The 12,290-nt window shown below is 68.3% G+C and carries 10 protein-coding genes and 1 pseudogene; 9 read left to right on the forward strand and 2 right to left on the reverse strand.

The features are described from left to right. The 9 genes and pseudogenes from ABDW35_RS20930 to ABDW35_RS20970 all read left to right on the forward strand — a co-directional run. A pseudogene (locus ABDW35_RS20930) lies at window positions 1-244 on the forward strand (hypothetical protein); the annotation flags it as partial. A 202-nt stretch (window positions 245-446) separates the two neighbouring features. Beyond that, window positions 447-2,609: a bifunctional (p)ppGpp synthetase/guanosine-3',5'-bis(diphosphate) 3'-pyrophosphohydrolase gene (locus ABDW35_RS20935; RefSeq protein WP_343715820.1), complete on the forward strand. Its 2,163-nt coding sequence runs from the start codon at window positions 447-449 to the stop codon at window positions 2,607-2,609. A gap of 81 nt (window positions 2,610-2,690) precedes the next feature. Beyond that, on the forward strand, window positions 2,691-3,464 hold the full coding sequence (lepB, locus tag ABDW35_RS20940) for a signal peptidase I (RefSeq protein WP_343715821.1): 774 nt from the start codon (window positions 2,691-2,693) through the stop codon (window positions 3,462-3,464). Continuing rightward, window positions 3,416-4,162, forward strand: a complete 747-nt coding sequence (gene rnc, locus ABDW35_RS20945) for a ribonuclease III (protein ID WP_343715822.1) — start codon at window positions 3,416-3,418, stop codon at window positions 4,160-4,162. The genes lepB and rnc overlap by 49 nt, the downstream gene beginning before the upstream one ends. Next, on the forward strand, window positions 4,159-5,064 hold the full coding sequence (gene era, locus ABDW35_RS20950) for a GTPase Era (RefSeq protein ID WP_343715823.1): 906 nt from the start codon (window positions 4,159-4,161) through the stop codon (window positions 5,062-5,064). The genes rnc and era overlap by 4 nt, the downstream gene beginning before the upstream one ends. Before the next feature lie 193 nt (window positions 5,065-5,257). Next, window positions 5,258-5,992: a DNA repair protein RecO gene (gene recO, locus ABDW35_RS20955; protein ID WP_343715824.1), complete on the forward strand. Its 735-nt coding sequence runs from the start codon at window positions 5,258-5,260 to the stop codon at window positions 5,990-5,992. Window positions 5,993-6,002: 10 nt separating this feature from the next. Further along, a complete protein-coding gene (parC, locus tag ABDW35_RS20960) occupies window positions 6,003-8,219 on the forward strand; it encodes a DNA topoisomerase IV subunit A (RefSeq protein ID WP_343715825.1) in 2,217 nt (738 codons plus the stop codon). A 150-nt stretch (window positions 8,220-8,369) separates the two neighbouring features. Further along, on the forward strand, window positions 8,370-8,948 hold the full coding sequence (locus ABDW35_RS20965) for a biotin transporter BioY (RefSeq protein WP_343715826.1): 579 nt from the start codon (window positions 8,370-8,372) through the stop codon (window positions 8,946-8,948). A 218-nt stretch (window positions 8,949-9,166) separates the two neighbouring features. Next, window positions 9,167-10,258 carry a TRAP transporter substrate-binding protein gene (locus ABDW35_RS20970; RefSeq protein WP_343715827.1) on the forward strand — a complete coding sequence of 364 codons (1,092 nt, stop codon included), beginning with the start codon at window positions 9,167-9,169 and terminating at the stop codon, window positions 10,256-10,258. 56 nt (window positions 10,259-10,314) lie between these two features. Here the strand turns inward: ABDW35_RS20970 and ABDW35_RS20975 are convergent, their stop codons facing one another. Beyond that, a complete protein-coding gene (locus ABDW35_RS20975; RefSeq protein ID WP_343715828.1) occupies window positions 10,315-11,886 on the reverse strand; it encodes a TRAP transporter large permease subunit in 1,572 nt (523 codons plus the stop codon). A 32-nt stretch (window positions 11,887-11,918) separates the two neighbouring features. Further along, a partial coding sequence (locus ABDW35_RS20980; RefSeq protein WP_343715829.1) for a TRAP transporter small permease subunit occupies window positions 11,919-12,290 on the reverse strand: 372 nt, incomplete at its 5' end.

The following is a 12,290-nucleotide window of genomic DNA, read 5'->3' on the forward strand; positions in this document are numbered from 1 at the left end:
CAAGGGCCACCAGAAGCTGGCCGAGATCGACGAGGCCGATGAGGAGATCATCGAGCTGATGGCCGGCGAGGAAGAGTGGCTGAAGGCCGGCGTGGCGCCGCAGAGCCCGGCCGGCGCGGTCGGCTCCGACGAGGAGTCGACCTTCGGCATCGACGCGTCTGACGAGGATGCGGAGGATGAGGCCGAGGATGAAGAGGACGGCCGCGGCGACCTGGAAATCGGCTCCTCCGAAGACGACATCTGATCTCAGCGGGACTGCCCGGCATGGTGTCAGGCCGCCTGCCGGGAGACACCACGATGCAGCTTGACCGGCCGGGTCAGGGCATAGCTGCTGCGCGCCTGCCGAATTTGATCCACAACGCGGCGGGTTGTGGTTCAACATATTGTCCGGACGGGCGCGTGGACGCCCGTCCGGGAGAATCACATGTGGATCGGTGGCGCGCGGCATGATCCGCCAATATGAGCTGGTCGAGCGTGTCAAAGCCTACGACCCGTCGGCGGACGAGGACCTGATCAACCGCGCCTACGTCTATTCGATGAAGGCGCACGGGTCGCAGAAGCGCGCCTCCGGCGACCCCTATTTCGTCCATCCGATCGAAGTCGCCGGCATCCTGGCCGGCATGAAGCTCGACACCGGCTCGATCGTCACCGGCCTGCTGCACGACACGGTCGAGGACACCGGCGCGACGCTGAGCGAGCTGGAGGGCCTGTTCGGGCGCGAGACAGCGCAGCTGGTCGACGGCGTCACCAAGCTGTCCAAACTCGAACTGCAGAGCGACCAGTCCAAGCAGGCGGAGAATTTCCGCAAGCTGGTCCTGGCGATGTCCAAGGACATCCGCGTGCTGCTGGTCAAGCTGGCCGACCGGCTGCACAACATGCGCACCCTCGGCGCCTTCAACAACGAGGAGAAGCGCCGCCGGATCGCCCGCGAGACGCTGGAGATCTACGCCCCGCTGGCCGAGCGCATCGGCATGCACGGCATGCAGGAGGAGCTGGAGGACCTGGCCTTCGCCCAGCTCCATCCCGATGCGCGCGAGAGCATCGTCCGCCGCCTGGCCCAGCTGCGCGAGGAAGGCCAGGACGTCGTCTCCAAGATCATCGCCGAGCTGCAGCGGGTGCTGGAGGAGGGCGGTCTGAAGGCCGCCGTGCTCGGCCGCGAGAAACGCCCGTACTCGATCTGGCGCAAGATGCAGCGCAAGAACATGGCGTTCGAGCAGCTGACCGACATCATGGCCTTCCGGATCGTGGTCGAGACCGAAGGCGAGTGCTACCACGCGCTGGGCCTGATCCACGGCCGCTACGCGTCACTGCCCGGCCGGTTCAAGGACTATATCTCGACGCCGAAGCCGAACGGCTACCGGTCGCTGCACACCGCGGTGATCGGGCCGATGCGGCAGCGCATCGAGGTCCAGATCCGCACCCGCGACATGGCGGAGATCGCCGAGCTCGGCGTCGCCGCGCACTGGGCCTACAAGTCGGGCGAGCGCAACCAGGACGGCACCCAGTATCGCTGGCTGCGCGATCTGCTGGACATTGTCGACCAGGCCCAGAAGCCCGAGGAGTTCCTGGAGCACACCAAGCTGGCCCTGTTCCAGGACCAGGTGTTCTGCTTCACCCCGAAGGGCGCGGTGATCGCCCTGCCGCAGGGCGCGACGCCGGTCGACTTCGCCTATGCCGTGCACAGCCAGATCGGCGACACCTGCGTCGGCGCCCGGGTCAACGGCCGGATGGTGACGCTGCGCCACCTGCTGCAGAACGGCGACCAGGTCGAGATCATCACCTCGAAGACTTCGACGCCGTCGCCGGAATGGGAGCGGTTCGTCGCCACCGGCAAGGCGCGGGCCTGCATCCGCCGCTTCATCCGCGGCCAGCAGCATGACGAGCATGCCAAGCTCGGCCGCTCGATGCTGCAGGGCGTGTTCCGGCAGGAGGGCTACGAGTTCTCCGACAAGGCGCTGGAAGGCGTCCTCAAGATCTTCAAGGCGGCCGAGCCGGACGACATCCTGGCCAATGTCGGCGCCGGCCTGCTCGGCGCGCGCGACGTGTTCCATGCCGTGTTCCCGGGCCACCGCGCCCAGGTGCAGCAGGAGAAGGAGCGGTCGGGCAAGGTCGTGCCGCTCACCCGGGCGCGCAAATCCAACGCGGGCGGGCCGGGCGCGATCCCGATCCGCGGCCTGATCCCGAACCTGGCCGTGCACTATGCACGATGCTGCCACCCGATCCCGGGCGACCGCATCGTCGGCATCGTCACCACCGGCAAGGGCGTGACCATCCACACCATCGACTGCGACACGCTGGAGAGCTTCTACAACGCGCCGGAGCGCTGGCTGGACGTCAGCTGGGACGCTGGCGTCGACACGGTCGAGGACCATGTCGGCCGGATCCAGGTGACGATCAGCAACGAGCCGGGCAGCCTGGGCACGCTGACCACCGTGATCGGCAAGAACGGCGGCAACATCACCAACCTGAAGATCACCAGCCGCTCGGTCGACTTCTTCGAGATCCTGATCGACATCGACGTCAAGGACGTCAAGCACCTGACCAATATCATCGCGGCCCTGCGTGCCATGCCGGTGATCAGCGCGGTGGACCGTGCGCGCAGCCGCTGACCGCCTTTCACCTCCGGCTGCGACCATGTCGCCCCTGCCGGTGATTGATTTCCCGCCGCCGCCGGACCATACAGGGGCGCCATGAGCCAGAACCAGAAGACGATCGAGATGTCGAAGAAGAAGGGCGGCGGATGGGTCGAGACCATCCTGACCGTGGTCTATGCGATCGCGATCGCCTTCGGCATCCGCACCGTCGCCTTCGAACCGTTCAACATCCCGTCCGGCTCGATGATCCCGACGCTGCTGGTGGGCGACTACCTGTTCGTGTCGAAGTTCTCCTACGGCTACAGCGCCCAGACCATCGCCTTCGGCCTGCCGCTGTTCGACGGCCGCATCCTGGGCAGCCCGCCGTCCCGCGGCGACGTCGCCGTGTTCCGGCTGCCGAAGGACACCTCGGTCGACTACGTCAAGCGCGTGATCGGCCTGCCGGGCGACCGGGTCAAGGTCACCGGGGGCCGGCTGTACATCAACGGCCAGATGGTCGAGCGCCGAGAGATCGAGCCCTATGCCGCGACCACCGGGTTCGGCCAGCGCATCGTTCTGCACCAGTATATCGAGACGCTGCCGGGCACGGACGGCAACCCGCCGGTCGAGCACAAGATCCTCGAGATCAACGACAACCAGCCCTATGACGACACGCCGGAATACCAGGTGCCGGCGGGCCATTACTTTATGATGGGCGACAACCGCGACAACAGCCTGGATAGCCGTGCCGATGTCGGCTACGTGCCGGTCGAGAACTTCGTCGGCCGGGCCGAGTTCCTGTGGTTCAGCCTCGACGACGCCAGCTTCTGGCAGGTCTGGAAATGGCCGTTCGCGCTCCGCTTCAGCCGCATGTTCACGGGGATCCACTGATCTCCGGCGGCACCGAGGGAGAGGGCCTCGACGCGTTCGCCCGGCGGATCGGCCACGCCTTCCGCGAGCCGATGCTGCTGGTCGAGGCGCTGACGCATCCCAGCGTCAGCGGCCAGAAGCGGCGCGTCGCCAAGCACGGCTATGAGCGGCTGGAGTTTCTGGGCGACCGGGTGCTGGGTCTGGTCATCGCCGAATGGCTGCTGGAGCGCTTCCCGAAGGAGGCCGAGGGCGCCATCGCCAAGCGCCATGTCGCCCTGGTGCGGCGCGAGGCGCTGGTCGAGGTGGCCCAGGCGATCGGCCTCGGCCGTCATCTCGTCCTGTCCCCGGGCGAGGAGGCGGGCGGCCGCGAGAACCCGACCATCCTGGCCGATGCCTGCGAGGCGGTGATCGGCGCCCTCTATCGCGACGGCGGGCTGGCGGCGGCCGCCGCCTTCATCCGCGCCGGCTGGGCCGGCTTCATCGACCGCCACGCGGCCCCGCCGCAGGACCCGAAATCGGGGCTGCAGCAGTGGGCGCTGGCCCGCGGCCTGCCGCTGCCGCGCTATGTCGAGGTGTCGCGCGGCGGCAGCGATCACCTGCCGGTGTTCGAGATCCGGGTCGAGATCGATGGCCAGCCCTCGGCCAGCGCCAGCGGCCCGTCCAAGCGGGTGGCGGAGCGAGAGGCCGCCGCCGCCCTTCTGCAGAGGCTTTCCCAATGACCGAAGACGCGACCCGCTGCGGGTTCGTCGCCCTGATCGGCGCCCCCAACGCCGGCAAGTCGACCCTGCTCAACACCCTGGTCGGCACCAAGGTCGCCATCGTCTCGCCGAAGGTGCAGACCACGCGCAGCCGGGTGCTGGGCATCCTGACCGAGGGCCAGGCCCAGATCGTGTTCGTCGACACGCCCGGTATCTTCAAGCCGCGCCGCCGGCTGGACCGCGCCATGGTCGCGGCGGCCTGGGGCGGGGCGGCGGAGGCGGACTTGGTGCTGCTGCTGGTCGACGCGTCGCTGAAGGGCGTGCGCGAGGAGACCCGCGGCATTGTCGAGAAGCTGGCCGAGACCAAGCGCAAGGCGATCCTGATCCTGAACAAGATCGACGCCGTCCGGCACGAGGTGCTGCTGGCCCTGGCCGCCGACCTGAACGCCTCGGGCGTGTTCACCGACACCTTCATGATCTCGGCCCTGACCGGCAGCGGCGTCGGCGACCTGCGCCGCCACCTGGCCGGGCACCTGCCGGAAGGCCCCTGGCTGTTCCCGGAGGACCAGGTCTCCGACATGCCGATGCGGCTGCTGGCAGCGGAGATCACGCGCGAAAAGCTGTTCCTGCGGCTGCAGCAGGAGCTGCCCTACGCGGTCGCGGTCGAGACCGAGAGCTGGGAGGAGCAGGAGGATGGCAGCGTCCGCATCTCCCAGATCATCTATGTCCAGCGCGACGGCCAGAAGGCGATCGTGCTCGGCCGCGGCGGCCAGATGATCAAGGCGATCGGCACCGCCGCGCGGCTGGAGCTGGAGGAGATCACCGAGCAGCGCGTGCACCTCTCGCTGTTCGTGAAGGTGCGCGAGAACTGGCTCGACGACCCCGCCCGGTACTCGGTCTGGGGTCTCGATTACGACGCGTGACCGGCCGCTTCCTCCTTGGTGTCATTGCCGGGCTTGACCCGGCAATCCAGGGGCCACCCGGAGCGGCATCGACATCTCTGGATGCCCGGGTCAAGCCCGGGCATGACATAGGAAGAAGGGAGCACGCATTCCGCAGCTTCAGATGTTCCTGTTTCGTGCTATATCATCGGCATGAGCTCGAACGGGGCATGATGTGGACTGGCGCGACGACGGCATCGTCCTGACCGTCCGCCCGCATGGCGAGGCGGCGCTGATCACCGGCGTGCTGACGCGGGAGCACGGCCGCCATCTCGGCGTCGTGCACGGCCAGCGCCGCCGCGCCCAGCTGCCGCCCGGCACCCTGGTCGCGGCGCAATGGCGCGGCCGGCTGGCGGATCATCTCGGCACCTGGATGCTCGAGGTCGACCGCACCCCGGCCGCCGCGATCATGGACGAGCCGCTGCGCCTGCTGGCCCTGGTCTCGGCCTGCGCCGTGCTCGACGCCGCCTTGGCCGAGCGGCAGCCGCTGCCGTCCGCCTATGACGGCACGATGGCCTTCCTCGACACCCTGACCACGCCGCATTGGGACGCCGCCTATGTGCAGTGGGAGGTCGGGCTGCTCGGCGTGCTCGGCTTCGGCCTCGATGTCTCGCGCTGCGCCGTCACCGGCAGCAACGACCATCTCGCCTTCATCAGCCCGAAGACGGGCAGGGCGGTCTCGCTCTCCGCCGCCGGGCCGTATCGCGACCGACTGCTGCCGCTGCCCGGCTTCCTGATCGGGCGCGAGCCGGCGGCGCCCGCCGCGGTGACCCAGGGGCTGGAACTGACCGGCCATTTCGTCGACCGCCACCTCTTCGCCCAGGCCGGCCGCCCCCAGCCTGAGGCGCGGACCCGCTTTGTCGAGGCCTACCGCCGAAGCGCGCTTCGGCCGGCCGCACCGTTGCGATAGACTAACGACCATGACCAGCACGCCTTCCGAGTCGATCCTGCCGGTGCCGCTGCACGACGCGCTGAGCACCCGTTATCTCAACTACGCGCTGTCGACCATCACCTCGCGCTCGCTGCCCGATGTCCGCGACGGGCTGAAGCCGGTGCATCGCCGGCTGCTCTACGCGATGCGGCAGCTGCGCCTGGCTTCGACCACGCCGCCGAAGAAATCGGCCCGCGTGGTCGGCGACGTCATCGGCCAGTACCACCCGCATGGCGACGCCTCGATCTATGACGCACTGGTGCGCATGGCACAGGACTTCGCCCAGCGCTACCCGCTGGTCGACGGCCAGGGCAATTTCGGCAATATCGACGGCGATAACGCCGCGGCGATGCGGTACACCGAGGCCCGGCTGACCGCCGTCGCCGAGGCGCTGTTGGAAGGCATCGACGACGACGCGGTCGATTTCCGCGAGACCTATGACGGCGAGGGGCGGGAGCCGGTGGTGCTGCCGGCCGCCTTCCCGAACCTGCTGGCCAATGGCAGCCAGGGCATCGCGGTCGGCATGGCCACCTCGATCCCGCCGCACAATGTCGGCGAGATCTGCGACGCCTTGCAGATGCTGATCAAGCGGCCGTCGGCCACGGTCGACGACCTGCTGACCGTGGTGGCCGGGCCGGACTTCCCGACGGGCGGCGAGCTGGTCGAATCCGCCGCGGCGATCCGCGAGGCCTATGCCACCGGCCGCGGCGCCTTCCGCGTGCGGGCGCGCTGGGAGATCGAGAAGCAGCCGCTCGGCATGTACCAGATCGTGGTCACCGAGATCCCGTACCAGGTGCAGAAGTCGCGGCTGATCGAGAAGCTGGCCGAAATCGTCACTGCCAAGAAGCTGTCGACGCTGGAGGATGTGCGCGACGAATCGGCGGAGGATGTGCGCATCGTCCTGGTGCCGAAGAGCCGCAACGTCGAAGCCGACATGCTGATGGAGCAGCTGTTCCGGCTGACCGAGCTGGAGAGCCGCTTCAGCCTGAACATGAACGTGCTGGACGCCACCAACGTCCCGCGCGTCATGGGGCTGAAGGATGTCTGCCGCGCCTTCCTCGACCACCGGCACGAGGTGCTGGAGCGGCGGTCGCGCCACCGGCTGGCCAAGATCGAGCGGCGGCTGGAGATTCTCGCCGGCTACCTGATCGTCTTCCTCGACCTCGACGAGGTGATCCGCATCATCCGCGAGGAGGACGAGCCGAAGCAGGCGCTGATGGCGCGCTTCACCCTGACCGAGGTGCAGGCCGACGCCATCCTCGACATGCGGCTGCGCAGCTTGCGCAAGCTCGAGGAGATGGAGATCCGGCGGGAATTCGACGGCCTGTCGGGCGAGCGCGACCAGATCCAGGCCCTGCTGGCCGATGAGGGCAAGCGCTGGAAGGCGATCTCGGCCGAGATCGGCCAGATCAAGAAGAAGTTCGGCCAGGACACGGAGCTGGGCCGCCGCCGCACCAAGATCGGCGAGCCGCCCTCGGCCGTGGTGGTGTCGCTGGAGCCGCAGATCGAGCGCGAGCCGATCACCGTGTTCCTGTCGGAGAAGGGCTGGATCCGCGCCCTGCGCGGCCACGGCCTGGACCCGGCCGAGATCAAGTACAAGGACGGCGACGCCGAAGGCTTCGTGCTGCAGGCCGAGACCACCGACAAGATCCTGCTGTTCGGCAGCGACGGCCGCTTTTACACGCTGGGCGCCGACAAGCTGCCGCGCGGCCGCGGCTTCGGCGAGCCGGTGCGGATGATGGTCGACTTGGCCAATGACGCGGACATCGTCGCCCTCCTGGCCCATGTGCCCGGCCGCAAGCTGGTGCTGGCCTCGACCGACGGCCGCGGCTTCGTGGTGCCGGAGAGCGACGTGGTGGCCCAGACCCGGGCCGGCAAGCAGGTGCTGAACCTGAATGACGGCGCCAAGGCGGCGGTCTGCCGCCCGGTGACCGGCGACACGGTGGCGGTGATCGGCACCAACCGCCGCCTGCTGTGCTTCGCCCTGTCCGAGCTGCCGGAGATGTCGCGCGGCAAGGGCGTGACGCTGCAGAAATACCACGGCGCCGCGCTGTCCGACCTGACCGTATTCAAGCGCGAGGAGGGGCTGATCTGGCAGATGGGCGGCGGCCGCACCCGCACCGAGCCGGAGATCCCGGTCACCGCCCGCGGCCGCACCGGCAACCTGCCGCCGCGTGGCTTCCCGCAGACCAACAAGTTCACGTGACCGCCGTTTTCCCAACCTGTCATGCCCGGGCTTGACCCAGCCATCCAGAGGGTCTCGACATCTTCTGGATTGCCGGGTCGAGCCCGGCAATGACATTAAGGGGCCGGAACCGGCCGGAGACCGGCCGAACGAGATGATTGGAGCCGAGCCATGACCACCCGCACCCTGCCCCCGATGCTGTCCCTGTGGCGCGCCGACGGCCAGTCGGGCCTGCTGCGCGCCGCCGTGCTGGTGGTGCTGGGCTCGGCGCTGATGGCGCTGTCGGCCAAGGTCCAGGTGCCGTTCTACCCGGTGCCGATGACGCTGCAGTCCGGCGTGGTGCTGCTGATCGGCGGCGCCTATGGCTGGCGCCTGGGCGGCCTGACCATGCTGGCCTATCTGGCCGAGGGCCTCGTCGGCCTGCCGGTCTTTGCCGGCCTCGCCGCCGGCCCAGCCTACTTCGCCGGCCCGACCGCGGGCTACCTGGTCGGCTTCGTCGCCTCGGCCGCGCTGATGGGCCTGGCGGTGGAGCGCGGCTGGACCCGCAGCGTCGCCGGCATGGCCGCCGCCATCACCGTCGCCTCGGTGGTGCCGTTCGTCACCGGCGTGGCCTGGCTGGCGGTGCTGTTCGGCCCGGCGGCGGCGATCGCCGGCGGCCTGACCCCGTTCATCCCGGCGGCGGTCCTCAAGGGCGCCCTGGCCGGCCTGCTGCTGGCCAAGTTCGACGGCCTGGCCCAGCGCCGCGGCTGAAGAAGAACCGGTCCAGCCTTTCACGTGACCGCTCCCGCCTGGCGAGAGCGGTCACGCGTAGGGTCGACTGCGGAATCGGACCTTTTTCTTCGCAGATATGAACCCTCCGTTGCGTCCCGGCCCTGACTTTCATTAGATGACTGCGGCGCGGCGGCGACCGAATCCGCCGCCGCGGGATTGTCATGCCCATCGAGGCGGAACAGGGGGGACTGCAGAGGATGAAGCGGCGGAATTTCATCGCGACCGCGGGTGTGGGCCTGGCGGCCGCGCCGCTGGCGGCGCCGGCGATCGCGCAGGACAAGCCGGAGGTCAAATGGCGCCTGGCGTCGAGCTTCCCGAAATCGCTCGACACCATCTATGGCGGCGCCGACGTGCTGTCGAAGACGCTGTCGGACCTGACCGACGGCAAGTTCCAGATCCAGGTCTTCCCCTCGGGCGAGCTGGTGCCCGGCCTGCAGGCGCTGGACGCCGCGCAGAACGGCACGGTCGAGGCGGCGCACACCGTCGCCTACTACTATGTCGGCAAGGACCCGACCTTCGCCATCGGCTCCTCGATCCCGTTCGGCCTGAACGCCCGGCAGCAGAACGCCTGGCTGTATCACGGCGGCGGCAACGACCTGCTGAACACCTTCTTCGCCAATTACGGCGTGGTTGGCTTCCCCGGCGGCAACACCGGCACCCAGATGGGCGGCTGGTTCCGCAACGAGGTCAAGTCGCTGGCCGACCTCAAGGGCCTGAAGATGCGCATCGCCGGCCTCGCCGGCCGCGTCGTGGAGAGGATCGGCGTGGTGCCGCAGCAGATCGCCGGCGGCGACATCTACCCGGCGCTGGAGCGGGGCACGATCGACGCCACCGAATGGGTCGGCCCCTATGACGACGAGAAGCTCGGTTTCTACCAGGTCGCCAAGTTCTACTACTACCCGGCCTTCTGGGAAGGCGGCCCGACCGTGCATTTCCTGTTCAACAAGGAGAAGTACGAGGGCCTGCCGGACGGCTACAAGAAGGCGTTGGCCGTTGCCACCGAGATCGCCAACTTCAACATGCTGGCGCTGTACGACGTGAAGAACATCGCCGCGATCCGCAGCCTGGTCGGCAAGGGCGTGCAGCTGCGCCCGCTGCCGCGCGACGTGCTGGACGCCGCCTATGCCGAGTCCTTCAAGCTCTATGACGAGCTGTCGGCCTCCAACGCCAACTGGAAGGCGATCTACGAACCCTGGAAGAAGTTCCGCGGCGAGGCCTATCAGTGGTTCCGCGTCGCCGAATACACCTATGACAGCTACGTCTACGCCCAGCAGGCGGCCGGGAAGTAAACCGATCGTCCGTTGAGAAAGAAGAAGGGCCGGTCCTGGCGGGACCGGCCCTTTTGTTATTTGAAGTCCGGCGGCGGTAGCGGATCGCCGGGCGCCGGGGCCGGAGCGGGCTGGCCGCCCGGAGCTGGCGGCGCGCCGAAATCCGGGGCCGGAGGGGTATCGAAATCGGGCGCGGCCGGGGTGCCGAACGGGTTGGCGCCGTCGACGCCCGGCATCGGCACGTCGATGTGGATCGAGGCCGGGTCGACCTCGGCCTGGCCCGCCTTGTAGTGGGTCACCAGCCCCGGGAAGGCGATCACGATCGCCACCATCAGGATCTGGATGACCACGAAGGGGATCGCCCCCCTGTAGATCTGGCCGGTCGTCACCGGCGCGATGGTCTTTCCCGTCACCTTGTCGCGATAGGCCCGGGTCGGCGCCACCGAGCGCAGGTAGAACAGCGAGAAGCCGAAGGGCGGGTGCATGAAGGAGGTCTGCATGTTGACCGCCAGCAGTACGCCGAACCAGACCAGGTCGATGCCCTGGCTCGCCGCCACCGGGCCCAGCAGCGGCACGATGATGAAGGCCAGCTCGAAATAGTCGAGGAAGAAGGCCAGGATGAAGACCAGGATGTTGGCGACGATCAGGAAGCCGATCACGCCGCCTGGCACCGAGGTCATCAGGTGCTCGACCCAGACATGGCCGTTGAGGCCGTAGAAGGTCAGCGAGAAGACGCGGGCGCCGAGCAGGATGAACAGCACGAAGGCGGACAGCTTGGTGGTGGTGTCCAGCGCCTGGCGGATCATTGTCATGTTCAGGCGCCGGTTGATCGCCGCCAGGATCAGCGAGCCGACCGCGCCCATGGCGCCGCCCTCGGTCGGCGTGGCGATGCCGAGGAAGATGGTGCCCAGCACCAGGAAGATCAGCACCAGCGGCGGGATCAGCGAGGTCACCACCTTGCCCGCCAGGGCCAGGCCGCGCAGGGTGCGGGCCTCGCGCGGCAGCGCCGGGGCGCTGTTGGGCCGGAAGATCGACATGATCAGGATGTAGCCAGCATAGAGGCCGGTCAGCACCAGCCCGGGCAGCAGGGCGCCCTGGTACATGTCGCCGACCGAGCGGCCAAGCTGGTCGGCCATGATAATCAGCACCAGGCTGGGTGGGATGATCTGCGCCAGCGTGCCGGAGGCGGCGATGACGCCCGAAGCCAGCGACCGGTCATAGCCGTAGCGCAGCATGATCGGCAGCGAGATCAGCCCCATCGAGATCACCGAGGCCGCGACCACGCCGGTGGTGGCGGCCAGCAAGGCACCGACGAAGATCACCGCATAAGCCAGGCCGCCGCGGATCGGGCCGAACAGCTGCCCGATCGTGTCCAGCAGGTCCTCGGCCATGCCGCTGCGTTCGAGGATCAGCCCCATGAAGGTGAAGAACGGCACCGCCAACAGCGTCTCGTTCGCCATCTGCTGGTAGAACCGGTCGGGGATGGCGCCGATCAGGTTGAACTGCAGCACGCCGAGTTCCACCCCGATCAGGTAGAAGACGAAGCCGACGGCGGCTAGGGAGAAGGCGACCGAGTAGCCGAGCAGCAGCACGACCACCAGGGAGGCGAACATGAGCGGCGCCATGTTCTCGATCAGGAACTGCGTCATTCGGGCAGGCCTTCAGGAACCGGTGGTGCGGGTCAGAGCGGATCGGCGTCGTGGTCGTGCGCCGGCACGATGTCGGGAATGCGCCCTGACAGGATCGCCAGCCGCTTGATCAGTTCCGACAGGCCCTGCAACGCCAGCAGGGCGAAACCGGCCGGGATCAGCGCCCAGACCGGCCAGCGGATCAGCCCGCCGGCGTCGCCCGACGTCTCGCCGCTGACATATTTGTCCACCACCACCGGCCAGGAGATCAGGATCGCCACGACGCAGAAGGGCAGCAGGAAGAACAGGGTGCCGAACACCTCGATCCAGATCTGGGTGCGGCGCGAGCAGCGGCCGTACGGTCTCGCTGCACCGACCTCAACACCATTCCGCTGGCGATTGTCGAACGCATCGAAGTGCTGGAA

Source organism: Inquilinus sp. (assembly GCF_039594555.1).
Classification (GTDB): Bacteria; Pseudomonadota; Alphaproteobacteria; order DSM-16000; family Inquilinaceae; genus Inquilinus.

Coding starts and splice junctions, on each gene's coding strand:
- ABDW35_RS20935 (WP_343715820.1), top strand. CDS start 447: ATGATCCGCCAATATGAGCTGGTCGAGCGTGTCAAAGCCTACGACCCG.
- lepB (WP_343715821.1), top strand. CDS start 2,691: ATGAGCCAGAACCAGAAGACGATCGAGATGTCGAAGAAGAAGGGCGGC.
- rnc (WP_343715822.1), top strand. CDS start 3,416: ATGGCCGTTCGCGCTCCGCTTCAGCCGCATGTTCACGGGGATCCACTG.
- era (WP_343715823.1), top strand. CDS start 4,159: ATGACCGAAGACGCGACCCGCTGCGGGTTCGTCGCCCTGATCGGCGCC.
- parC (WP_343715825.1), top strand. CDS start 6,003: ATGACCAGCACGCCTTCCGAGTCGATCCTGCCGGTGCCGCTGCACGAC.
- ABDW35_RS20965 (WP_343715826.1), top strand. CDS start 8,370: ATGACCACCCGCACCCTGCCCCCGATGCTGTCCCTGTGGCGCGCCGAC.
- ABDW35_RS20970 (WP_343715827.1), top strand. CDS start 9,167: ATGAAGCGGCGGAATTTCATCGCGACCGCGGGTGTGGGCCTGGCGGCC.
- ABDW35_RS20975 (WP_343715828.1), bottom strand. CDS start 11,886: ATGACGCAGTTCCTGATCGAGAACATGGCGCCGCTCATGTTCGCCTCC.